General features: G+C 69.4%; 19 protein-coding genes. 7 read left to right on the forward strand and 12 right to left on the reverse strand.

All coding sequences use genetic code 11. The features are described 5' to 3' along the window. The first annotated feature begins 160 nt into the window (after window positions 1-160). Together VAR608DRAFT_RS25560 and VAR608DRAFT_RS25565 are read left to right on the forward strand one after the other, a co-directional pair. The gene (locus tag VAR608DRAFT_RS25560; protein ID WP_088956617.1) at window positions 161-787 is read left to right on the forward strand and encodes a hypothetical protein; all 627 of its coding nucleotides are present in this window, start codon (window positions 161-163) and stop codon (window positions 785-787) included. A gap of 211 nt (window positions 788-998) precedes the next feature. Next, a complete protein-coding gene (locus VAR608DRAFT_RS25565) occupies window positions 999-2,285 on the forward strand; it encodes a cupin-like domain-containing protein (protein WP_157731118.1) in 1,287 nt (428 codons plus the stop codon). Window positions 2,286-2,309: 24 nt separating this feature from the next. Here the strand turns inward: VAR608DRAFT_RS25565 and VAR608DRAFT_RS25570 are convergent, their stop codons facing one another. Further along, window positions 2,310-2,972 carry a hypothetical protein gene (locus VAR608DRAFT_RS25570; RefSeq protein ID WP_088956619.1) on the reverse strand — a complete coding sequence of 221 codons (663 nt, stop codon included), beginning with the start codon at window positions 2,970-2,972 and terminating at the stop codon, window positions 2,310-2,312. Between the two features lie 202 nt (window positions 2,973-3,174). Here VAR608DRAFT_RS25570 and VAR608DRAFT_RS25575 point away from each other — a divergent pair, with 202 nt between their 5' ends. Both VAR608DRAFT_RS25575 and VAR608DRAFT_RS25580 read left to right on the forward strand, forming a co-directional pair. After that, complete coding sequence (locus VAR608DRAFT_RS25575; RefSeq protein WP_088956620.1) at window positions 3,175-3,456, forward strand: type II toxin-antitoxin system prevent-host-death family antitoxin; 282 nt, start codon at window positions 3,175-3,177, stop codon at window positions 3,454-3,456. After that, window positions 3,453-3,881, forward strand: coding sequence for a type II toxin-antitoxin system VapC family toxin (locus VAR608DRAFT_RS25580; RefSeq protein ID WP_197700575.1), 429 nt, complete (start codon window positions 3,453-3,455; stop codon window positions 3,879-3,881). The genes VAR608DRAFT_RS25575 and VAR608DRAFT_RS25580 overlap by 4 nt, the downstream gene beginning before the upstream one ends. Here the strand turns inward: VAR608DRAFT_RS25580 and VAR608DRAFT_RS25585 are convergent. The 7 genes from VAR608DRAFT_RS25585 to VAR608DRAFT_RS25615 all read right to left on the reverse strand — a co-directional run bounded on the left by VAR608DRAFT_RS25585 (window position 3,878) and on the right by VAR608DRAFT_RS25615 (window position 13,756). Further along, window positions 3,878-4,714, reverse strand: a complete 837-nt coding sequence (locus tag VAR608DRAFT_RS25585; RefSeq protein ID WP_157731119.1) for an alpha/beta fold hydrolase — start codon at window positions 4,712-4,714, stop codon at window positions 3,878-3,880. The two genes, VAR608DRAFT_RS25580 and VAR608DRAFT_RS25585, sit on opposite strands and share 4 nt — an antisense overlap. A gap of 61 nt (window positions 4,715-4,775) precedes the next feature. Next, window positions 4,776-6,446, reverse strand: a complete 1,671-nt coding sequence (locus VAR608DRAFT_RS25590) for an alpha/beta fold hydrolase (RefSeq protein WP_157731120.1) — start codon at window positions 6,444-6,446, stop codon at window positions 4,776-4,778. Window positions 6,447-6,508: 62 nt separating this feature from the next. Continuing rightward, entirely contained in the window at window positions 6,509-6,979 is a 471-nt protein-coding gene (locus tag VAR608DRAFT_RS25595; RefSeq protein WP_088956624.1) for a MaoC family dehydratase, read from the reverse strand. Between the two features lie 24 nt (window positions 6,980-7,003). Beyond that, entirely contained in the window at window positions 7,004-9,451 is a 2,448-nt protein-coding gene (locus VAR608DRAFT_RS25600; RefSeq protein WP_088956625.1) for an efflux RND transporter permease subunit, read from the reverse strand. 25 nt (window positions 9,452-9,476) lie between these two features. Beyond that, complete coding sequence (locus VAR608DRAFT_RS25605) at window positions 9,477-10,559, reverse strand: WD40/YVTN/BNR-like repeat-containing protein (protein ID WP_197700413.1); 1,083 nt, start codon at window positions 10,557-10,559, stop codon at window positions 9,477-9,479. Window positions 10,560-10,667: 108 nt separating this feature from the next. Beyond that, the gene (locus VAR608DRAFT_RS25610; protein ID WP_088956626.1) at window positions 10,668-12,023 is read right to left on the reverse strand and encodes a DUF1329 domain-containing protein; all 1,356 of its coding nucleotides are present in this window, start codon (window positions 12,021-12,023) and stop codon (window positions 10,668-10,670) included. Between the two features lie 35 nt (window positions 12,024-12,058). Then, window positions 12,059-13,756: a DUF1302 domain-containing protein gene (locus VAR608DRAFT_RS25615; protein WP_088956627.1), complete on the reverse strand. Its 1,698-nt coding sequence runs from the start codon at window positions 13,754-13,756 to the stop codon at window positions 12,059-12,061. A 261-nt stretch (window positions 13,757-14,017) separates the two neighbouring features. Between VAR608DRAFT_RS25615 and VAR608DRAFT_RS25620 the strand changes: the two genes are divergently transcribed. Together VAR608DRAFT_RS25620 and VAR608DRAFT_RS25625 are read left to right on the forward strand one after the other, a co-directional pair. Continuing rightward, window positions 14,018-14,932 (forward strand): hypothetical protein, encoded by a 915-nt coding sequence (locus VAR608DRAFT_RS25620; protein WP_088956628.1) that lies wholly within the window; start codon window positions 14,018-14,020, stop codon window positions 14,930-14,932. Between the two features lie 116 nt (window positions 14,933-15,048). Further along, window positions 15,049-15,402, forward strand: coding sequence for a hypothetical protein (locus VAR608DRAFT_RS25625; RefSeq protein WP_088956629.1), 354 nt, complete (start codon window positions 15,049-15,051; stop codon window positions 15,400-15,402). Here VAR608DRAFT_RS25625 and VAR608DRAFT_RS25630 read toward each other — a convergent pair. Beyond that, the gene (locus VAR608DRAFT_RS25630) at window positions 15,381-15,929 is read right to left on the reverse strand and encodes a hypothetical protein (RefSeq protein WP_088956630.1); all 549 of its coding nucleotides are present in this window, start codon (window positions 15,927-15,929) and stop codon (window positions 15,381-15,383) included. The two genes, VAR608DRAFT_RS25625 and VAR608DRAFT_RS25630, sit on opposite strands and share 22 nt — an antisense overlap. Before the next feature lie 16 nt (window positions 15,930-15,945). After that, the gene (locus VAR608DRAFT_RS25635) at window positions 15,946-16,347 is read right to left on the reverse strand and encodes a GreA/GreB family elongation factor (protein WP_088956631.1); all 402 of its coding nucleotides are present in this window, start codon (window positions 16,345-16,347) and stop codon (window positions 15,946-15,948) included. A gap of 240 nt (window positions 16,348-16,587) precedes the next feature. On the opposite strand from VAR608DRAFT_RS25635, the gene VAR608DRAFT_RS25640 reads away from it, so the two are divergent. Beyond that, window positions 16,588-19,728 carry an adenylate/guanylate cyclase domain-containing protein gene (locus VAR608DRAFT_RS25640; RefSeq protein ID WP_088956632.1) on the forward strand — a complete coding sequence of 1,047 codons (3,141 nt, stop codon included), beginning with the start codon at window positions 16,588-16,590 and terminating at the stop codon, window positions 19,726-19,728. Window positions 19,729-19,732: 4 nt separating this feature from the next. Here the strand turns inward: VAR608DRAFT_RS25640 and VAR608DRAFT_RS25645 are convergent, their stop codons facing one another. Together VAR608DRAFT_RS25645 and VAR608DRAFT_RS25650 are read right to left on the reverse strand one after the other, a co-directional pair. After that, window positions 19,733-20,743, reverse strand: a complete 1,011-nt coding sequence (locus tag VAR608DRAFT_RS25645) for a Bug family tripartite tricarboxylate transporter substrate binding protein (protein ID WP_443082890.1) — start codon at window positions 20,741-20,743, stop codon at window positions 19,733-19,735. A 43-nt stretch (window positions 20,744-20,786) separates the two neighbouring features. Continuing rightward, window positions 20,787-21,764 carry a hydroxymethylglutaryl-CoA lyase gene (locus VAR608DRAFT_RS25650; protein WP_088956633.1) on the reverse strand — a complete coding sequence of 326 codons (978 nt, stop codon included), beginning with the start codon at window positions 21,762-21,764 and terminating at the stop codon, window positions 20,787-20,789. Between the last annotated feature and the right edge of the window lie 43 nt (window positions 21,765-21,807).

Here is a 21,807-nt window from a genome sequence, read left to right on the forward strand (position 1 = left end):
CCCGCAACGCGCGCGCAAACAAGCGAAATCCCCCGGCAACAAGCGCCGGTGAAGCTCGCGGCTCCATCTTCATTGGAGCATTCGAGGTGAATCAATTCCGGGAATTCATGAAGCCGGCCGACCGCTGCCGGTGCCTGCCGCTTGTGGGCGAGGTGGTGGCATGAACGGCAGCGCCATCGCCATCGCCGGGGCCGTTCTCTTCATCCTCGTGAAGCTGTGGCAATCGATGCGGGACAACATCCGGGCGTCTTCGGCGCAGGTCGAGCTTTGCGCCGACCCGGCAGAGCTGCGCAACGATCAGGATTCGCCACCGCCGTGGCGCCGTGAGCGGGTCCGCGAGACCATCGACCTGCGCCAGTTCCTCTGCGCGCTGCAGTCGACCTACGAGCCGACACTCGCGCGTCACGGCCTCGGGCTGGAGCTCGAGGTGCCATCGATGCCCTTGACGGTGGCGGTGCACGAAGCCGATCTGCGGCGGGTCTTCGCGCACATCATCCGGGAGGTGTGCGCGGCGCCGGCCCCGGGTGCGACGCTGCGCATCCTGGCGCGGTCGGACGGCGCGCAGGCGGTGATCAATTGCCTCGACGCGGGCGGGGCGGAGCCCGTGGTGCCCCGCATCCTGGCGGCCCATGGCGACGCGACGCCATCGGCCATCGCGACCTGCCGCGCGATCGTCGAGGAGCTCGGCGGACGAATGTACGCGGCGCCGTCGCCGCTCGGCCAGCAATCGCTGACCTTGCGCTTTCCGCTGCTGCGGATCAACAACCCCGCGGGGAGCCAGCCTTGAGGGCGGGCGTCTGCGTGATCCTCATCGCCGGCTTGGCCGTGTTGTGGGGGTGCAGCGGCGCGGATGGATGCACCGATCGGAATCTCGCGTGCGGCACGGGTCCGTCCACGCTCGCGCTCGTGACTGCCCGCGGGACCGCAGGCCTTGCCGCTGGGTCCAGAATGGATGGGCCTGGCGTCCCCGCGCCATGGCGCAAACCGTCGGAGAAGGAATGAACCCGAACGCCATCGAACGAAACCAGAGCGCTCAACTGGGTGCCTCGATCTACCTCCTGCATGCGCTGCTGGAACAAGCGGAGCGCCAGCAGGGCGGCTTCGTCCGCGCAACGATCGAGCGCGTTCTCAAGGACCACGCAGGCATCCCCGGGGATGCTCCGGACAAGCCCTTCGTCGATGCCGTCTTCTCGGAGATCCTGGACATGCTCCGGCGCGCGGACCCGGCCGGTGCGCTGCCGGAGATGCCGCCCGCCCCGCGGCCTCGGGCCGCAGTGGCTGCCGGGCTCTCCCGCGACTGGCGCCAATGGATTGCCGAGAGCCGGCTCAGGGAGTGCACGCCCGAATCCATGCTGGAGACCATGAAGACGGCCGGCCTCGATGCGGCCGAGGCCGAGGCCGCGATCGCGGCGATGGAGAACGAGCCGGCGTTCCTTGCGGCGCGTCGCATGCAGCAAGTCCAGCGCAAGCTCGAATCCGTCACCGCCAACCTGCAGAAGCTGTGGGCGTCCGCACCGCGCTACGACGTCGTCGAGAAGCGCAGCTCGCCGTCACGCGAGGAATTCATCGAACGCTACGTCCGCGGATGCCGTCCCGTCGTGCTGACGGATGTCGCGCGCGACTGGCCGGCGATGCAGCGCTGGTCGCCCGAGGACCTCAAGCAGCGCTTCGGGCGCTTCGACGTGGAGATCCAGGACGGCCGCGACGCCGACCCGAACTACGAGGAGAACAAGCTGGCGCATCGCCGCGTCGTGCCGCTCGGCCCCTTCGTGGATCGCGTGCTCGCGGGCGGACCGACCAACGACTACTACCTCACCGCCAACAACGAGGTCCTGCGCGGCGAGGCCTTCTCGCCGCTTTTGGCCGACATCGGAAGCCTGCCGCCGGCCTGCGACCGGTCACAGCTGGCCGATCGGTCGTCCTTCTGGTTCGGGCCCGCGGGCACCAAGACGCCCCTGCACCACGACACGATCATGCTGTTCCACACGCAGGTGGTCGGACGCAAGCGCTGGCGCCTCGTCTCGCCGCTGGAGACGCCGAAGCTCTACAACTTCAACGGCGTCTTCAGCCCGGTCGACATCGACGACCCGGACCTGGGCCGCTATCCGCTCTTCAAGGAAGTCACGATCCTCGATGTGGTCGTCGAACCCGGGGAGACGATGTTCCTTCCGCTCGCCTGGTGGCATCAGGTGGTGTCGCTCGACCTGAGCATGTCGCTGTCCTATTCGAACCTGGACGTGCCCAACGACTTTTCCTATCGGAACCCTGACATCCGCAACTGGTAGGTTCGGCGGGTGTGACGGCCGCCTTCACTCGCCCAGGGCCAGGTCCGTCGGCTCCGGCGCGCAGTTTCCGAACTCGCATCGCACCGCGGTGCGCTGGCCATCCGCGCACACGACGCTGTGCCGCTCGAAACCGGGGCCTTTGCTTTCGAGCAGCGCCCGCGCCGGCCCGTGACAGATGTTCGCCTTGGCATAGCTCTCGGCCACGTAGGTGTCCCGCCCGGTGCGGAAAGCCTTCGCACCGGCTGCCGCCGGCGGCTGCGGCACATAGGCGACCGTCACGTGGGGATCGAGATTGCGGTAGCCCTTGCGGGCCATGCAGTTGACCAGCGTCCTCTGCTGAAGCGGGGCATCGGCCACGCGGGGCCTGGTCTCGTCATTCAGCCCTGACGCGATGCCGGAAAACACGGCCATCCCGACGAAGCCGAAGGGCACGACGATGCCCACGCCGAGTGCGACCGCGTCCGCCACCTCGTTGCCGCCCTGGCCCTTGACCGGCAGCACGCGCACGTTCGAAGCCACGGTGCGGCAGGCGGCGACATCGGCCGTGAGCGTATCGGGGTCCACGCCCTGCATGTCGACCATGGGCAGGTACGACGCGCCGGAGCCCGTGCCCGGCGTCGTGGACGGTTGGGTGGCGCAACCGCCAATCAGCGCGGTCGCACAGACGAACGCGAGGCCTCTGCCCATGGGTGCCCTCCTGCTTGGGGATTGCAGCGGGGCGGGATTTGAGCACACGTTCCGTGACTTGGGAACAGGTTGGCGGTGCGCGTGCGGGTTTCTTGGTCTTTGGTGCTGCTCGAACTTGGGTTGCATGCCGTCGACCATTGTCATAACATGTCTGACAAAGCCGCGGATCGCCCGGCTTTTGATTCGATCCAGGGAGAAAACCATGACCCATCTCATCACCAGCCGCGAATTTGCTCGCGACCTCAAGAGCGCGAAGCAGGCGGCGGCCAAGGGGCCCGTGCTCATCACGACGAGGGGCAGGCCGGAATTCGCTCTGCTGACTTATCACGACTTCGAGGAACTGAGTCGCGACAAGCAGCCGGCCCAATCGCTCTGGCAGGCCATGTCGGAACTGCCCGCAACGGACGACATCAAGTTCGAGCCGCCACGGCTGAACCTGAAGCTGCGGACGCCTGATTTCGACGAGGACGAGGCCAGTCGCTGATGTACGTGCTCGACACCAACGTGCTGTCGGAGTTGCGTGCCGGAAAGTCGCGTATCGAGCCTGCGGTCATTCAGTGGGCGCAGTCCGTGCCGCTCAGCCGGATCTATCTCTCGGCGATCACGATCCTCGAAATCGAACTGGGCATCCGGCAACTCGAACGACGCAAGCCGCCGCAAGGAACGGTCCTGCGGGCATGGTTCAACGGCATCCCCAGGGCGTTCGAGGGCCGCATCCTGCCGTTCACCGCGGAGATCGCGATGTGCTGTGCGGGGTTGCACGTGCCCGATCCTGCCCCCGAGCGGGACGCGATGATCGCTGCAACTGCCATGACGCACGGCATGACCCTGGTCACGCGCAACGTGGTCGACTTCACACGCACGGGCGTGACACTGCTCAATCCGTGGGAGCCGAAGGCCGCGAGCTAGGCTGACGCAGCACCCGCCGCATGCTGATCCATGAACGCCTCCACCCGCCGCGCCGTCTGCGCCGCGCGGGTGAGCACGAAGAGGTGCCCGCAATCGATCGTCTCCAGCGTGGCCCGGCGCAGGCCGGAGGCGAGGATGCGGCCGTTGATCGGCGGCACGATCGGGTCGTCCTCGCCCATCAGCACCAGGGCGGGCGCTTCGATGCGGCCGAGGCGCGGCCAGCTCGTCCAGCCGGCCGTGGCGAGCAGTTGGTAGAGGTAGCCGTGGCGGCTCGGGGTTCGCATCGATTCGGCGTGCAGTTGCAGCAGCTCAGATTCGAGTCGCAGTTCGCCGCCGTAGAGATCGCCGCCGATCTGCATCAGGTACGCAGGGTCGGTGTAGCGCCGCGGGCTCAGCATCTTGAACAGCACGTTGATCCGGCCGGGCACCATGACGATGCCGGCGCAGGTGGCCGCGAGCGTGAGGGTCTTGCAGCGGCGCGGATGGTTGATCGCGAACTCCTGCGCGATCGCGCCACCCCACGAGACGCCGAACACGTGCGCGTCCGGGACGCCGAGCTGCGCGAGCAGGTCCGCGCCGAGTTGCGCGATGTTCCGCGGGCGGTAGGGCAGCAATGGCGCGGGCGATTCGCCGACGCCGGGTGCGTCGAAGGTGACGACCCGCGTATGGGTGAATTGCGCCATGAAGGGCGCCATCGTCTCCACGCTGGCGCCGATGCCGTTGAACAGCAGCAGGGTGCGTTCCGCCTGCGGTGCGCCGCCGATGGCGACGCGCAGGCGCTGGGCTCCGATGCGGACCGGGAATGTCGCGAGAGGCTTGCTCGCCCGGCTCACTGGGAAACCTCCATGCTTCGCACTGCGGTGCGAGCCCCCTTCGGAGCGGCCGGGCGGGGGCTCATCCGGCCGCCGCCGCTTCGGTGGACGCGAGCACGTAGCTGCCCGGTGCATCGCAAAGCGGCGGATGCTTGCGCGAGCCCTCGCGCGCCGGCGCGCGTCTGTCGGCGTCGGAGCGCTCGGCGAGCCAGTTCGCAAGGTGCGGCCACCAGCTGCCTTCGTGGGTCCGGGCGCCGGCCTCGAAGCTCTGCGGCGAATCGTGCGCACCGGCGTTCGTCATGAACGAAGCCTTCTTGCCGCCCGGCGGCGTGACGATCGATTGCACATGCCCGCTGCCGGTCAGCACGAATTCGCTCCGGCCGCCGAGCATGCGGCGCGTCTGGTAGCAGCCGCTCCATGGCGTGATGTGGTCGGTGCGGCCGGCGACGATGTAGCTGTCGCAGGCGACGTCCGCCAGCGACAGCGGCAGCCCGCCGATCGAGAGTCCGCCCTCGTGCGCGAGCGCGTTGGTCTCCAGGAGCGCGATGAAGTCGGCGTGCAGCTGCGCGGGCAGGCGCGTGGTGTCGGAGTTCCAGTAGAGGATGTCGAAGGCCGGCGGCTTCTCGCCCATCAGGTAGTTGTTGACCCAGTAGTTCCACACCAGCTCGTTCGGCCGCAGCCAGGCGAAGACCTTGGCGAGGTCCTTGCCTTGCAGTACGCCGCTGTTGCCGCTCGCGGTGCGCGCGAGTTCGAGCGTCTCCAGGTTGGCGAAGAGCCCCATCGAGCTGTCGGCGATGTCGCGCACGTCGAGCAGCGAGACCAGCAGCGTCAGGCTGCGCGCCCAGTCGCTGCCCTTGGCCTGCAGATAGGCCAGGAGCGCCGCCGAGGTGATGCCGCCCGAGCAGGCGCCCAGCACGTGCATCTGCGGCGAGCGCGAGATCTCGCGCACCGCCTGCATCGCTTCTTCGAGCGCGAGCACGTAGTCCTGCAGGCCCCATTCCGACTGCTGTGCACCCGGATCGAACCAGCTCACGACGAAGACCTGGAAGCCTTGCCGCACCAGGTGCTCGATCAGGCTGCGGCCGGGCGCGAGGTCCCAGATGTAGTACTTGTTTATCTGCGGCGGCACGATGAAGAGCGGGGTGCCGTGCACCGTCTTCGTCTGCGCCTTGTATTCGATCAGCTCCAGCATCGCATGGCGGTGCACCACTGCGCCGGGCGTGACCGCGAGGTTGCGGCCGACGCCGAACTGCGATCCGTCGACCATCGCGGGCAGGCCGCCGTTGTCGCGCCAGTCGGCGCCGAGCTGCCTGGCGCCTTCGAACAGGTTGCGGCCGCCGGTCTCGAGCGTGCGGCGGATCGCGGCGGGGTTGCCCACGAGCGTGTTGGTCGGCGCGAGGCTGTCCGCGATCATGCCGAGCGCCATGTGCGCGCGTGCCTCGTCGCGCGGCGAGAGATCGAGCTCGCCGGCCAGCCGGTGCGCTTCCCTCGCGAGCGCGAGGTGGCTTTGCATGAGCGCGCGATACACCGGGTTGTGGGTCCAGGTCGGATCGTCGAAGCGGCGATCGCCCGCGGCAGGTTCGATCGTCGAGAAGCCGGTCGATGCCTCCAGCAGCGCCGAGCTGGTGCGCTGCAGGGCGTGGATGGTCTCGAAAGGACGGCGGCAGACCGCCGCGGCCAGCGCGATCAGGGAGTCGCTGATCCGTGAGCCGTCGCGGGCGAGATCCGGACGAATGCGCGCTCCATTGCTCATTGTTGAAACCTCCGTGCTTCGCACTGCGGTGCGAGCTTGCTTGGGGCGGGCCGGCGCGGCGCTCATGCCACCACCATCGCGAGCGATTCGGCCACCATCACCGGGCGCCATGCGTCGCCGCCGGCATAGGCCGTGTTCTTGCACCGCACGAGCCATTGGCCGGACTGCTTCTCGGTGACTTCCGTGAGCTCGACGTGCAGGCGGACATAGCTGCCGCTCGGCGCCGGCGAAAGAAAGCGTACACGATCGAAGCCGTAGTTCAGCACGCCCTTGGCGTCGGCGGGATAGACGCCAAGCTCGAAATGCGCGGAAGGAACCAGCGAAAGGACGAGCAGCCCGTGCGCGATGGTCTGGCCGAAGGGGCTCTGCGTCCGGGCGCGTTCGGCGTCGACGTGGATCCACTGCTCGTCGCCGGTGCACCCGGCAAAGCGGTCGATGCGCCGCTGGTCGAGCAGGGTCGGGGACGAGGCGCCGAAGTCGTGGCCGACGCGGTCCTTCAGCGTGGCGATGTCGTAGTTCTTGAGGGAAGTCATTGTTCTTGAATGAATCGGTGCAACTCAGGCCGCGTTCGGGGCCGCCGCGGCGGGGGCCTGCGCCACCGGCTCGCTCTTGCGGGGACGCAGCAGGAAGTGCGACAGCGCGGGGATCAGCAGCACCGCGCCGACCATGTTCCAGATGAACATGAACGCGAGCAGGATGCCCATGTCGGCCTGGAACTTGATGGGCGAGAGCGCCCAGGTCAGCACGCCGGCAGCCAGCGTGACGCCGACCAGCGCGACCACCTTGCCGGTGAAGCGCAGGGCCCGTGCATAGGCTTCGCCGAGCGTCGCGCCACGGCGCTGTTCGGCGAGCTGCACGCTCAGCAGGTACAGCGCATAGTCCACGCCGATGCCCACGCCGAGCGCGATCACCGGCAGGGTCGCGACCTTGACGCCGATGCCCAGGCACACCATGAGCGCCTCGCACATCACCGAGGTGATGACGAGCGGCACCACGGCCACCACCACTGCGCGCCAGCTGCGGAAGGTGACGAAGCACAGCGCGATGACGGCGGCGTAGACCAGCACGAGCATCTCGTTCCATGCCTTGTGCACCACGATGTTGGTCGCGGCCTCGATGCCCGCGCTGCCGGCGGCGAGCAGGAACTTGCGCTCGTCGTTGCTGTGCGCATCGGCGAAGGCGGCGCTGGCGGCGACCACGCGGTCGAGCGTCTCGGCGCGGTGGTCGGAGAGGTAGGCGATCACCGGCATCACCGAGCAGTCGGTGTTGAACAGCTCGGGGTTGTTCACGCTCGCCTGCTGCGCGCCGTAGTTCAGCACGTCCTGGTTGCGCGCGATGGTGAGCCACTTGGGGCTGCCTTCGTTGCTGCCCGCGGTGATCTGCCGCACCGCGTTGGCGAGCGACACCGTGGTCTGCACGCCCGGCACCTGCTGCAGCGCCCAGGCGAGGCGGTCGGCCTCGACCAGCGTGCCGTATTGCAGGCAGCCTTCCTTGGCGGTCTTCACGATCACCGCGAAGGTGTCGCTCGACAGCGAGTAGTTCGCCGTGATGTAGGCGTTGTCGCGGTTGTAGCGAGACTGCGGACGCAACTCCGGCGCGCCCGGATCGAGGTCGCCGATCTTCAGGTGCGTGCTGGCCGCGAAGCCGATCGCGAGCAGCGCGCCCGCCGCGCCGATGGTGCGCAGCGCCCACTTGCGCTCGGTGAAGTGGCCGAGCCATGCATTCAGGCGCGAGGCGCCGGCGTTGTTCTCGGCGCGCAGGCTGCGTGCGGCCGCGGCCGGGCTCACGCCCACGTAGGACAGCAGCACCGGCAGCAGGATCAGGTTGGTGAAGATCAGCACGCCCACGCCGATGCTCGCGGTGAGCGCGAGGTCCTTGATGACCGGAATGTCGATCACCATCAGCACCGCGAAGCCCACCACGTCGGCCACCAGCGCGGTGAGGCCGGCGAGGAAGAGGCGGCGGAAGGTGAAGCGCGCGGCGATCAGCCGGTGCTCGCCACGGCCGATGTCCTGCATGATCCCGTTCATCTTCTGCGCGCCGTGCGACACGCCGATCGCGAACACCAGGAAGGGCACGAGGATGGAGTAGGGATCGAGCTCGAAGCCGAGCGCCGCCACCAGCCCGAGCTGCCACACCACGGCCACGAGCGAGCACGCGATCACGAGCGCGGTGCTGCGCAGGCACCGGGTGTAGAGGAAGATGATCGCGGCCGCGACCAGGGCCGCGATGGCGAAGTACAGCGCCACCTGGTGCAGGCCGTCGATCAGGTCGCCGACCAGCTTGGCGAAGCCGACGGTGTGCACCTTGATGCCGGTGGGCTTGCCGCTGGCGTCCTTTTCGTAGCTCGCGGCCAGCTTGTCCAGCGTGTGCGAGAGCGCGCGGTAGTCGATGCGCTGGCCGGTGGTCGGGTCCTTGTCGAGCAGAGGCACGATGATCATGCTCGACTTGAAGTCGTTGCCGACCAGGCTGCCGCCGAGGCCCGCGCGGGCGATGTTGGCGCGCAGCTGCTCGATGGCGCGCGGCGAGCCGTCGTAGTTGTCGGGCATCACCGGGCCGCCGCGAAAGCCCTCCTCGGTCACTTCGGTCCAGCGCACGCCGGGGGCCCAGAGCGACTTCATCCAGGCGCGGTCCACGCCGGGGGTGAGGAAGAGTTCGTCCTGCAGGCGCTTGAGTGCGTCGAGGTACTTCGGCTGGTAGATGTCGCCTTCGGTGTTCTCGACCACGATGCGCAGCGAGTTGCCCAGGCCGCGCAGGTCCGCGCGCTGCTCCAGGTAGTTCTGGATGTACGGGTGGCTGCGCGGGATCATCTTCTCGAAGCTGGCGTTCAGGCCCAGCTTCATGAAGGCCATGAAGCCCAGTGTGATCGTGATCAGCGCGCAGGCGATGACGATCGCGAGCCGGTTGTTGAACACCAGCCGCTCCAGCCGGGGGCCGGAGCGCAGGTCGAAGGATTCGAGCGAAATCGGCGCGGCGTCCTGCGCGCGCGTAGCAGGGGTGTGCATCTAGGTTCTCCGGCTGCCCCGGAGGTCAGGGCAGCTGTAGGGACTGGGCGCCGCGCGGACCCGCGACGATGAGGGTTCCTTGGCCCGCGGCGGTCACTGCAGCCGCGGGCAGGGCGCCGGCAACGGGCACCGGCTTGAAGCTCGCGCCGTCATCGCGGCTCGCGAGGATGTGGCCGGCCTGGCTCACGATGACGAGGCGGCCGTCGCTGTCGCGCGTGCTCGCCGTCAGGCCGACCTGCAGGCCCGTGGGAACCTGCTGCCATTGGTGTCCGCCGTCGGTGCTGCGCAGCAGCGTGCCGCGCAGGCCGTGCGCGATCACGGTCTGTCCGCTGCCGGTGACGCCGAACAGCGTGCCCTTGTAGGGAAGTTCCAGCGCACGGAAGGCGGTGTCGCCCTGCGCGAGCTTGAGCAGCAGCCCTTGCTCGCCGGCGATATAGACGTCGGAACCGATGCCGCGCACCGCATAGAGGTGCTGGCCCTTCGGGTTCTCGACCGCGTGCTGCAGCGGTTCCCAGGTCGCGCCGCCGTCGGCAGTGCGGAACACGAGGCCGAAGGCGCCGACCACATAGCCGTTGTTCGCATCGCGGAACCACACGTCGAGGAACGGGTTCTCCGCCCCCTGGGCCTGGAAGCGCCTGGCTTCCTCGACCAGCAGCGCAGCGCGCTTCGGGTCGTCGGTGAGCGCGGCGGCGGATTTCGAGTAGTAGTCGAACATCAGCTGCCCGAGGCGGCGGCCGTCGAGCTGGGTGGCCCAGTTCTGGCCGCCGTCCTTCGAGTGCAGCACCACACCGTCGTGGCCCACGGCCCAGCCGTCGGTGGCGCTCGGGAAGCTCACGGCCACGAGGTCCGAGCTCACCGGCACCTCGGCCTGGCGCCAGCTCTTGCCGGCGTCGTCGGAGTACACGATGTGGCCGCGCTGGCCGACCGCGACGATGCGGTCGCCGGCCCGCGCCAGCCCGTTGAGCAGGGCGCGCGATGCCAGGGCGCTGCGGGCGGACGGCGTGTCGAGCACGTCGCGCCAGCCCTTGTCGGCCGCCGCCTGCGCTCCCCATGCGGCGGCGCAGGCGAGGGCCAGGGCGGCGGCCCGGATGGTCATCTTCGGATTCATGTCAATGCTCCAATGCCAGGAATCCCGCGGAACCGGCTCTGCCGGGCCGCTGGGATTGCCCCCTCGAAGGGGTGCAGAGCCACACGAAGTGGGCGAGGCTGGGGGTGGTCAACGAATCCCGGCGCCAGCCAGGGAATCGGCGGTCCACTCGCGGTCGGGCAGCGCCTTCGTCTGGCGCATGCCGCCGGTCTCGGCGATGTAGCCGGTCAGCGAGTAGACGCGCGAGACGAAGTCGTAGTGGCCGAACATGTCGGTGTACGGGGCCGGCAGGTCGTAGCTCGGCGCCATGTAGGCGAAGCCGGCGCGGTAGAGCTGGCCGCGGGCGTCGTAGTTGTCCGACGCCAGCGCCGCCCACGAGTCCTCGTCGAGGTAGAAGGTGCGCTTGCTGTAGACGTGGCGCTTGCCTTCACGCAGCGTGGCTTCGACCACCCACACGCGGTGCAGCTCCCAGCGGATCGCATCGGGGTTCAGGTGGTTGGGCTTGAGCAGGTCGTCCTGCTTGGTCCCGTAGACCGCGGCGTAGTCGTTGTAGGGCACGAACATCTCCTTCTTGCCGACGAGCTTGAAGTCGAAGCGGTCCATCGAGCCATTGAAGATGAAGGTGTCGTCGAAGGTGGTCGCGCCGGCGGTGCCGGGGTTCGGCGTGTCGAAGGCGAGATCGGGCGCGACCTTCACGCGGCGCTGCCCGGGCAGGTAGCTCCAGGCGCGGCGGTCCTTGTTGCCGACGTCCAGCGGGTCCACGACCATCAGTGCCTCGCCGGCACGGCGTGCCGGACCGGTGTAGGTCAGCTTGATGCGCCAGTAGGTGTCGGCGTCGGCCTTGGCGGTGTCCCAGAAGGGGAAGTCCTGCACGCTCATGCCTTCGGTGGCGAGCGCCGGGCGGCCGCTGGCGTCGACGTTGATGTTGCGGTACTTGGCTTCATAGGACTGGCCGTTGAAGCGCACCAGGTGGTTCCACATCGCCTCGTAGCCGGTCTTCGGAATCGGGAACGGGAAGCCCGCATGCACGCCCTCGATCGAGCGGCCGTCGTTCGCGGTCTTGGCGTTGAGCGCGCTCTTGGCGGTGTTGTCGGTCACGAACTTCGGGAAGGCCACGGTGCGGTGCGTCGGGTAGACGTCGACGCGGAAGCTCGGATAGGTCTTCAGCAGCGTCTTGGTGCCTTCGGTCAGCTTGTCGGCGTACTCGGCCATGTTCTTGGCGTCGATCACGAGACGCGGCTTCTCGCTCGCGAACGGGTCGGGACGGATGCCGTCGCCGGCCTTGAACTCGGCCGGGGCCTTGGTCAGGCCGCCGGTGTAGGCGGGGATGGTGCCGTCCTTGTTGCCGGCCTTCTCGGCGCCGATCGGCGTGAGCGTGGTGCCGAGTGCCTTGGCCTCGTCGGCACTCACGGCGGCCTGCGCCAGGATGCCGGCCTGTGCCGCGACGAATCCGGCGATGACGACGCGCTTGAGTGTGAACTTCATCTCTTGTCTCCTTGGGTGTGGGCTCTAGAAGGGCTCTAGAAGGTGGTCTTGAAAGTCAGGCTCACGAAGCCGCGGTCCTTCAGCAGCGTGGTGAACCCGTTCTGGCTCGTCACCGCGGTGCCGTTGGTACTGCGGTAGTGGCCGAGGTAGTCGATGTACTTGAGGTCGAAGCGGTACTTCTGGCGCACATCGACACCCAGGCCAACGCTGTAGTTGCCGTTGCCCTGGTTGCCGCCGAAGACCGTGGGAGCGTTGCCGCTGAGGCCCACCGCATAGGTGATGGGCGCGGAAAGATCGATGCCGGGCCACACCTGGAACCAGGTGGGCGTGAACGACATGCCGGTGCCGAAGAAGTTCTTGGTCGTGCAGCCGTCCCATTTGTCCTTGCCGACGCAGGGTGCGAAGCCTTCGGCATAGAAGAGGTTGGCGCCGCTGCGCACCTTGGCCCATTGCGCCCACGTCAGTTCGACGGCCCAGGTGGCGGTGTCGAACAAGGGGGTCTTGGGGATCACGCCGACGGCGTTGACGAGGCCGTGGTACGTATCGCCGCGCGGGCCCTTGGTATTGCCCTCCGTGGGCAGGCCGGGGGCGATGCCCAGCACCGTGCTGTTCAGCGGCGTGTTGTGGCGATACGAGAGCTCGCTGCCGAAGCTGATGCCCGCGATGTTCTTCGCCAGGCTCACGCCGTACATGTCGATGTTGTCGGCGTAGATCAGGTTGTAGCGGCTGATGTTGCGGCCGACCTGCGTGAGGAAGGTCTGCGGCAGCTTGTCGGCGTAGTTGCGCCAGTAGAAGCCCATCGTGCCGTCGAGCCATTCGGGGCTCCAGCGCGCGGCCAGGCCGCCTTCGCCGTGCTGCTTGGGCTCGGACGGGTTGCCGCGCTGGGCGAAGCCGAGCTGGCTCGAGAGGAACTGGCGATCCGGGCCGTTGAAGGCGAAGTCCACCGGGCCGAGGTAGGTGCCGCCTTCGGGGTAGCGGAAGGAGTCCCACTCCAGCATGTACTGGCCCGCGATGGACAGGTCCTGCGTGACCTGCGCCTGCCCCGAGAGCTGGTTCAGCGGACGGAACAGTTCCTTGGCTTCCACGCCCGGCGTGGCGAAGCCCTTCTGCAGGTCGAGCGGGTTCTGCGCGTAGGCGATGCCGTTCAGGTTGCCGCCCAGGAACAGCGACTCGCCCCAATACAGCGAGTGGCGGCCCAGCTTGGCGTTGACCGGCACGCTGCCGATGTCGGCGCCGCCGAACACGAAGGCATCGAGCCACTCGCCCGAAGGCCCGCGGTAGTAGCGCTTGGTGTAGTCGCTGTATTGGTGGTTGACGTAGCTGGGGATCTGGCTCAGCGGCGGCAGCGGATTGGAGTGGCTGGTCGATCCGTAGGCGGCGTCGGCCCAGCCGGCTGCGCTCACGCGCGCGCCGAAGCGCTTCTGGTAGGTGACGTCGAACTCGCTCAGCAGGTCCAGGCGGTTGGCCACCGTCTGGCCGCGGTCGAAGCTGTAGGTGCCTTCGTCGGAGACGGCGGAGTTGCCGATCTTCGGATCGCGGCTCTCGACCCGGTTCGCGTAGTTGTAGCGGACCGTGTTGTCCCAGCGGATCGCGACATCGGGGTTGCCCGTGTCGATCTCGAACGCCCGCGCGTTCGACGACAGGGTGACGAGCAGGGCCGCGAACGCGGTCGCGGCGAGCCGGAAGGACGGACCGGACGCGAAGAAGTCCGTCTGGGTGTTGAGCTGAGGCACGAGTGTCTCTTCTTTCTTGGTGGATCTGTGGGGGGTGTGTTCCCCGCCTGCGGGCAGCCGGGAACAGGATGGAATTCTGGGCGGCGGGGCCGCTCCGGCGCCCCTCCTTGGCGGAGGGGGCAGGGGCGGGGGAAAGGCCCGGTGGGAGGGGCGTGGAGCGGGGTTGGCGACCGCTCTGGAAGCGCTCGATCGCCAGTTCCAGCATGGCGAACAAAGGCCCGGCAGGGCGCGCACCGGTGCGCTTTTCGCTAATCTTGCGCGATGAACGCTTTCGCCACCCAGGGCGCCGCCGCGGGCACGCCGATCGGCCCGCCGCCACCCGCGCCCGACCTTCCCATCCCGCCGGCGCCGCCCGCGACGCAGCCCCCGACGCCGGTGGTCGATCCGCCGCCCGCGGACCCGCCGCTGGTCGAGCCCGGCAAGGGGCCCCCGGTGGCCGATCCGCCACCCGGCGCCCTCGCGCCAGGGCGGCAGCATGCGCGGCGCCTGCGCGAGGTCTATCGCTCCGCCGGCTGGCCCTGTTGCGACGCCATCGAGGTGGACCTGCTGGCCGCGGGGCTGCTGGAGCGCGTCCGCTCCGCGCACGGCCACGAGACCTTGCGCGTGACCGACGCGGGCATCGCGCACATCGCGACCTCGCTGGTGGTCAACCGCGCCGTCATGTCGCGCCACGAGGCGCTGGTGGAGCGCGTCGCGCGCGAGATGACGCGCGCAGGCCGTGTCGCCTGGCGTGGCCTGACCCTGCGCGCGCAGCTGCCGCCCGCCGCCGAGGGCGACAAGGCGCGCTGGTGCATCGCGCGCCCCGACGTCTTTTCGATTCGCAACACCAGCGTGGAGGCCTACGCCCACCCGGTGGTCCACGAGGTCAAGGTCAACCGCTCCGACCTGCTGAGCGACCTGCGCAAGCCGGACAAGCGCGCGGCCTACCTCGACTTGGGCGGCGAGTGCTGGTACGTGCTCGGCTGCGACGCGCGCGGCCGGCCGATCGGCGAGCCGGACGAGATCCCGGCGGAATGCGGCGTGATGGTCGCAGAGGGCGAGCGGCTCGTCGTGGCCCGCTCGGCCGTGCATCGCGCGCAGCCGCGCATGCCGTTCGCGATCTGGATGGCGCTGGCCAAGGCGCAGCCCATGGTGGGTTTCGACGACGAGCTGCAGGACCTGCTGCCAGGCCTCTGAGTGACGCCGGCGCACTGGCCGAAAGTTGTAGTCGCTTGTCAGGAGTGCGACGGAACGTAAACTACCTCCCCCGCCCATTTGGCGCCCGCCCCGCGTGGTCTGAAGAGGAGTCCGCGATGCAGCCAGTACTCGAAATTCTCAAGCTCGGGGAGCACTCCTACACCTACACCGTGCACGCCACCCGGCCGACGGGAGCGCCGGCTGCCGAGGCCTGCTACGTCGACCGGGGCCTGCCATCCTTCGTGGAATGCCTTCGCGACGCCGCGGAGGCGCTGACCTACTTTGCGCGCGTCCACGTCCGCTTCCAGGGCCGCTGCGTCGGCGAGCAGCTCGTGTCGCGGCTCGAAAGCCAGCCCGAGGCGGTGGTGCGCGATCTGCTCGTGCGCTATCTCGAAGGCAGCCTGTCTCCCCTGCCACCGCCGCCAGCGCCGCAGCGGACCGATGCCGCTCAGGCGTCCGTGCTTTCGTAGCGCGCGAGCCAGCTCCACAGCTCGAAGCGCGCATTCGTCGTGTCGCAGAGGAACTTCCGGGTGCCGATCAGGGCGGCGAGCGGCGCTTCGGCGCGCAGCACGAGTCGATCGCCCTGCGGGTCTTCCTCGACCAGCCTGGCGCCGCGGCGTGCCAGTTCCTCCCGCACATGGGCGGCGTGCGCGCGCATCACCTGCACGCGCACCAACATCACGGGCTGCAGCCGGGCGCCGTCATGCAGGCGAACGGCGTCATGCGCACGCGGCGTGCCGAAGCGCGCCGAGGCGCCGAGCGCGGCGGCCACCAGCGGCGTGGCTTCCTCCAGCGCCTGCTCGTCCGTGGCGCACAGGGTGAGCTGCTCGCCGTCGTCCACCAGCAGGTAGTGGTCCGGCTTGGAGATCCATTCGGTCGCCGCGTTGTCGCGCAGCGCGGCGAGCTTCTCTGCATTGACCGACAGCGACTGCCGCAGCGGATAGGGCTCCAGCGCGCGGTCGTCGAGGCTGGGCCTGCGGGGCGGGTTCGTGACCATGGCCACTCTGTTCCGCTCAGAGGGTGTACTCGCCACTGGCCTCGGGCTGGAAGAGGATTTCCTCCACCCGTGCGCTGCGCGCCTCGCCGCCGGGCGTGTTCCAGTGCGCCACCGCGCCGAGCCGAAGTCCGATCAGGCTCATGCCGACCGGCGAGAGCACCGAGAGGAAACCCTTGGCCGGATCGGCCTCGGGCGGATAGCACAGCGTCATCTGGTCGCGCTGGCCGGTTTGCGCGTCCACGATGGTGATCTTCGAATGCATGGTCACGATGTCGGCCGGGACTTCGCGCGAGCGCGTCACCTCGGCAAGGTCCAGAAGGGATTCGAGCGCCGGATGCGCCCTGGCGCCCTGCAGCTTGCGAAGGCGGACGTGATCGAGTTCGGTGAGCACGCGCTCGCCGTGAATGGTTGCGGTCATGAAAAGACTCTCCAGTCGAATGCGGCCGGTTGCAGATGGCGGCCGCTGTCGCGCGGGGCGGGAGCCCGGCGATCGATGGTTGCGCTAAAGAGGGGGGAGAGGGGATCGCCGGGCGGAGGAGGGTGCGTCCGGCTGGCGCAGTCCCGCCATGCCCGCAAGAGTCGCGGTGGCATGTTGATTGGCGTGGAACGGGGCGGGAACGCGCATGGACCCGGATTGTAGGCGGGGGGAGAATCAGTGATGCCTTGCTCTGCATGCGGGTTCGACGCCGACGCGACGTTCGCCTTCTGTCCGAAGTGCGGGCAGCGTCTCGAGGTGGCGCCCCCCGAGCCCGAATCGGACCGCCGCCCGGTCACGGTCATGTTCGCGGATCTGTCGGGCTTCACCTCGCTGAGCGAATCGCTCGACCCCGAGGTGGTGCGCGCGCTGCAGACCGAGCTGTTCGCCGAGATGGCCGCCTCCATCCAGCGCCTCGACGGCTTCGTCGAGAAATACGTCGGCGATGCGGTGATGGCTGTGTTCGGTGCACCGGTAGCGCACGACGAGGACCCGGTGCGCGCGGTGAGCGCGGCGCTGCTGCTGCACGAGCGGATCGCCGCGCTGAGCGAGCGCTGGCAGGCCCGCATCGGCCGGCCGCTGGCGCTGCACATCGGCATCAACACCGGCCCGGTGGTGGCCGGGCGCATCGGCTCCAATCCGGCCGCCACCTACGCGGTGACGGGCGACACGGTGAATGCCGCCGCGCGCCTGCAATCCGCCGCGGGCGCTGGCGAGACGCTGGTGAGCCGCTCGACCTGGCTGCTCACGCAGCACGCCTTCGGCTTCGAGGAGATGCCGCCGTTGCCGCTCAAGGGAAAGAGCCAGCCGGTGATCGCCTACCGGCTCGGCGCCGCGCTGGCGGCGCCGCTGGCCGCGCGCGGGCTGCAGGCGCATGGCCTCGCGACGCCGCTCGTCGGCCGGGACGCGGACCTCGACGCCCTGGTGGGCGCCTTCGAAGCGATGCGGGGCGGGCAGTGCCAGTTCGTCGGCATCGTCGCCGAGGCGGGCACCGGCAAGAGCCGGCTGGTGGCGGAGTTCATCGCACAACTGCGCGCCTACGGCAGGCTCGACGGCGTCGCGCTGCGAACCGCCGCCTGCTCGTCGCTCGGCGAGCGCACCTACGGCGTGCCCGCGGCGCTGCTGCGCGATGCCTACGGCCTTTCGGAGCACGAGGCCCCGGGCGAAGCGCAACGCAAGATCGCGGCAGCGCTCGCGGACCTCGGCGTGGACGAGCGCGAGCTGGTCGCCTCCTATCTCGGCTACGTGCTGGGCCTCGAAGGCGACGATTCGCGCACCCGCTATCTCGATCCGGAGCAGCTCAAGCGGCAGATCTTCTCCGCCGTGCTCGCGGTCGTCCAGCGCCGGCTGCAGCGCGAGCCGGTGATGCTGATCGTGGAGGACCTCCACTGGGCCGACGCGGCATCGCTCGACGTGCTGCGCTATCTGCTCGACCAGTTGGGCGGCAAGCCCTTCATGCTGCTCGTCACGCACCGGCCGGCGCCGCAAGTCGATGTGCTGGCCGGCGGGGCCGCGGCCCACACGCGGATCGAGCTGGAGCCGCTCTCGCCGGCCTGCAGCGCCACGCTGCTCGACGGCCTGTTCGGCAGCTCCCGGCGCACGCTGCCCGACGAACTGCGCAGGCGCATCGTCGAGCATGCGGGCGGCAATCCGCTCTTCCTCGAAGAGATGGTGCGTGCGCTGATCGCCGACGGCGTGCTGCGCCACCAGGCGGGCGCCTGGATCTACAGCCCGCGCGCGTCGGCCGAACACGTGCCGCTGACCATCCATGGCCTGCTGCTGGGCCGCATCGACCGACTGCCGGTGCCGGTCCGGCAGACGCTGCGCGAAGCGGCGGTGATCGGCCCGGTGTTCGCCGAGGCGCTGCTGCAGGGCGTCGCGACCGCCCGCGCGCGCACGCTGGCCGAGGCGCTGGATGCGCTCGTCGAAGCCGGGCTGCTGTCGACGGTGCCGCCTTCGCCCGGCGCGCCCGCAACCCGGGATCGGCAGTTCCGCTTCCGCCATGGCCTGTTCCAGGAAGTGGCCTACGAGACGCTGCTTTTGAGCCGGCGCACCGAGCTGCACACCCGCATCGGCGAGGGCCTGGAGCGCCTGTGCGGCGGCACGCCCCGGCAGCTGGAGGAACTGCAGGCGCTGGCCCATCACTTCCGCCTCGGCGCCGACAAGCAGCGCGCGGTGCACTACCTCGTCGCCGCGGGCGACTGGGCGCGCAACAGCTACGCGAACGCCGACGCGATCCGCCACTACGAGCACGCGCTGGAGACGCTCGCGCAAGCCGGCAGCGGGGAGGCCGGGCAGTCGCTGCAGATCCGCGAGCGGCTCGCCGACGTGCTCGCGCCGGCCGGGCGGATCGCCGACGCGACGGCGCATCTCGAAGCGGTGCGCGAGGGGCATGCGCGCGCTGGCGACCGGATCGCCCAGGCGCGCGTGCTGCGCAAGATCGCTGCGTTGCGCTGGGAGTCCGGACAGCGCGACGAGGCGCGTGGGTGCCTGGAAGCGGGGCTCGCGCTGATGAACGAGGTGGCGCCGCACCCCGAGCTCGCGTGGCTGTTCCAGAAGCGCGGCGAGCTGGCGTTTCGCAGCGGCGACAGCCAGGGTGCGCTGGCGTGGACAGAGCGCGCGCTCGCGCACGTCCGGAGCCTCGACGGCGCCGCCGACGAAGCTGCGGGCCTTCACGGGAGCCGCGCGGTGGTCGCGCTGGCGCTCAACATCCAGGGCGTCGCGCTGGCCCGGCTGGACCGGCTGGGCGAGGCCGTAGAGCGGCTGGAGCAGAGCATCGACATGGCGCGCGCCGCCGATCTGCCGCAGGCGGAATGCCGGGCCCTGTCGAACCTCGGCGTGCTCTACAGCTCCAGCGATCCGCAGCGTGCCATCGATGCCTGCGAGCGCGGCCTGCAGACCGCCCACCGCATCGGCGACCTCGGCCTGCAATCGCGCCTCTCGGCCAATCTGGCGGTGGCCTACTGCACCCTGACCAACCGCTGCGATGAACGCGGCATGGTGGCGGCCCACGATGCGATCCGCATCGACCGCAGCACCGGGCAGCTCGACCATCTGGCCGTCTCGCTTGTCGTGCTGGCGCAGATCTACCAGTGCCACGGCGATCCGCTGCGTGCGCTGCGCTACTACAAGGAGGCGCTGGTACTGGCCGAGAAGTCGGGCGAGCCGCAGTTGCTCTTTCCCTGCTACGACGGCCTGGCGACGCTGCACCTCGATCTGGACAAGGCGGAAGAAGCCGAGCGCTACATGGCGCTGGCCGGCGACATCTGCGACCGGGCGGGGCTCGATCCGGATGCGCTGGTCGTGCTGCCGTTCCTGGCGTAGCGCCTCAGTCCGCCTCGATGCCGGTCGCCTTCACCACCTCCGCCCACTGCGCGGTCTGCGCCTTGACCGCATCCGCGAACTGCTGCGGCGGCATGTAGTCCGCCACCGCGCCTTGCTCCTGCGCCTTCTGCCTGAAGGCGGGCGAGGCGACGATCTTCGCGATCTCGGCGCTCAGCTTGTCGATGATCGGCCTGGGCGTCCTGGCCGGCGCGAAGACGCCGAACCACGAGGTCGCATCCAGCTTCGGCAGGCCCGCTTCTGCGGTGGTCGGCACGTCCGGCAGGTTCGGCAGGCGCGTCTTGCCGGTGGTGGCGAGCACGCGCAGCTTGCCCGACTGGATGTGCGGCACGAAGGGCGGGGCGGTGCCGAAGGTCAGGTCGACGGTGCCGCCGAGCAGGTCCTGCAGCGCGGGCCCGGTGCCTTTGTACGGCACGTGCGTGAGCTTGATGCCGGCCTGCTGTTCGAGCATCGCGCCGGTCGCGTGCTGCAGCGAGCCGTTGCCCGACGAGGCGTAGTTGAGCTTGCCCGGGTGCGCCTTGGCGTAGGCGATGAGCTCGGCCATGTTCCTGATCGGCAGGTCGGCGCGGATCACCACGATCTGCGGCGCCGACAGCACGTTGGCGACCGGCGTCAGGTCGCTCGCCTGCCATTGCGCGGGCTGCTTGCTGACCAGTGGCGTGATGACGTGGTAGCCCGAGTACTGCATCAGCAGCGTGTAGCCGTCGGGCTCCGCGCGCTTGACGGCCATCGCGGCGATCGCGCCGTTGGCACCGCCCTTGTTGTCGACCACGATGGTCTGGCCCAGCGCGGTGCCGAGCTCCACGCCGAGCATGCGCGCCGCGATGTCGGTGGTGCCGCCCGCGGCGGCGGGCACCAGCAGCATCACAGGGCGGCTCGGGTAGCCGCTGGCCGCGTTCTGCGCCTGCAGCGGGCCCGCGAGCGCGACGGCCATCGCGCCGAGGGCGCCGGCGGCGATGGCGCGGCGCGAGAGGCCGTGGGTGGTTGTCGAGGTCATGCGATGTCTCCTGGTTTGTGTCGAATGCGTGCAAAAGAACGGCTCAGCGCGCGAGCGCGCGGTCGCGCCAGATGGCGAAATCCTGGGGCGGCTGGTGCAGATCGAGCCGCCGGCCGGCCTTGGCGATCTGGCTTGGGATGTCGTGGCCGACCAGCGCGGGCAGCCGATGCGCGGCGTCGATGAGGGCCTTCAGGTCGCAGCCGGTGTCGAAGTCCATGAGCTCGAGCGCATGCACGATCTCCTCGGTGCAGACATTGCCGCTCGCGCCCGGCGCGTAAGGGCAGCCGCCGAGGCCGCCCAGCGACGCGTCGAAGCGGTCCGCGCCGGCCTCGATCGAGGCGAGCACGTTCGCGAGCCCCATGCCGCGCGTGTTGTGGAAGTGCAGCGTGGTCTCCCGCGACCCGAAGCGGCTGCGGAAGTCGCGCACCAGCGCCGACACCTGCGTCGGATAGGCCATGCCGGTGGTATCGCAGAGCGTGATGCCGCGCGCGCCCGCATCGGCGAAGCGCGCGGCCCAGTCGAACACCACCTGAGGGTCGACCTCGCCTTCCATCGGGCAGCCGAACACGCATGACAGCGACACGTTGACCGGCACCTTCGCCTGCCGTGCCAGCGCCATGACCTCGCTGAGCGCGTCGAAGGACTGCCGGCGCGTCATGCGCAGGTTGGCGATGTTGTGCGTCTCGCTGCACGACATCACGAGGTTGAGCTCGTCGGCGTTGGCGTCGATCGCGCGTTCGGCGCCGCGCACGTTGGGCACGAGGCAGGTGTAGACGATGCCCGGCTTGCGGCGGATCTCGCGCAGCACGATCTCCGCGTCGCGCAGCGCGGGGATGGCCTCACGCGAGACGAAGGCGGTGGCCTCGATCTTCGCGAGGCCGGCTTCGGACAGGGCATCGATCAGCGCGATCTTGTCGGCCGTCGCGACGTAGGCGGCCTCGTTCTGCAGGCCGTCGCGCGGGCCGACTTCCTGCATGTGGATGCGGCGGCGTGCACCGGTCCAGGCGTCCGGTCTGCTCATTGGACCACCCTCGCGCAGCGGCGCTTCGGGATTCGCCTACGGG

It is taken from the genome of Variovorax sp. HW608 (assembly GCF_900090195.1).
Classification (GTDB): domain Bacteria; phylum Pseudomonadota; class Gammaproteobacteria; order Burkholderiales; family Burkholderiaceae_C; genus Variovorax.

Coding starts and splice junctions, on each gene's coding strand:
- VAR608DRAFT_RS25560 (WP_088956617.1), top strand. CDS start 161: ATGAACGGCAGCGCCATCGCCATCGCCGGGGCCGTTCTCTTCATCCTC.
- VAR608DRAFT_RS25565 (WP_157731118.1), top strand. CDS start 999: ATGAACCCGAACGCCATCGAACGAAACCAGAGCGCTCAACTGGGTGCC.
- VAR608DRAFT_RS25570 (WP_088956619.1), bottom strand. CDS start 2,972: ATGGGCAGAGGCCTCGCGTTCGTCTGTGCGACCGCGCTGATTGGCGGT.
- VAR608DRAFT_RS25575 (WP_088956620.1), top strand. CDS start 3,175: ATGACCCATCTCATCACCAGCCGCGAATTTGCTCGCGACCTCAAGAGC.
- VAR608DRAFT_RS25590 (WP_157731120.1), bottom strand. CDS start 6,446: ATGAGCAATGGAGCGCGCATTCGTCCGGATCTCGCCCGCGACGGCTCA.
- VAR608DRAFT_RS25595 (WP_088956624.1), bottom strand. CDS start 6,979: ATGACTTCCCTCAAGAACTACGACATCGCCACGCTGAAGGACCGCGTC.
- VAR608DRAFT_RS25600 (WP_088956625.1), bottom strand. CDS start 9,451: ATGCACACCCCTGCTACGCGCGCGCAGGACGCCGCGCCGATTTCGCTC.
- VAR608DRAFT_RS25605 (WP_197700413.1), bottom strand. CDS start 10,559: ATGAATCCGAAGATGACCATCCGGGCCGCCGCCCTGGCCCTCGCCTGC.
- VAR608DRAFT_RS25610 (WP_088956626.1), bottom strand. CDS start 12,023: ATGAAGTTCACACTCAAGCGCGTCGTCATCGCCGGATTCGTCGCGGCA.
- VAR608DRAFT_RS25620 (WP_088956628.1), top strand. CDS start 14,018: ATGAACGCTTTCGCCACCCAGGGCGCCGCCGCGGGCACGCCGATCGGC.
- VAR608DRAFT_RS25625 (WP_088956629.1), top strand. CDS start 15,049: ATGCAGCCAGTACTCGAAATTCTCAAGCTCGGGGAGCACTCCTACACC.
- VAR608DRAFT_RS25630 (WP_088956630.1), bottom strand. CDS start 15,929: ATGGTCACGAACCCGCCCCGCAGGCCCAGCCTCGACGACCGCGCGCTG.
- VAR608DRAFT_RS25635 (WP_088956631.1), bottom strand. CDS start 16,347: ATGACCGCAACCATTCACGGCGAGCGCGTGCTCACCGAACTCGATCAC.
- VAR608DRAFT_RS25640 (WP_088956632.1), top strand. CDS start 16,588: ATGCCTTGCTCTGCATGCGGGTTCGACGCCGACGCGACGTTCGCCTTC.
- VAR608DRAFT_RS25645 (WP_443082890.1), bottom strand. CDS start 20,743: ATGACCTCGACAACCACCCACGGCCTCTCGCGCCGCGCCATCGCCGCC.
- VAR608DRAFT_RS25650 (WP_088956633.1), bottom strand. CDS start 21,764: ATGAGCAGACCGGACGCCTGGACCGGTGCACGCCGCCGCATCCACATG.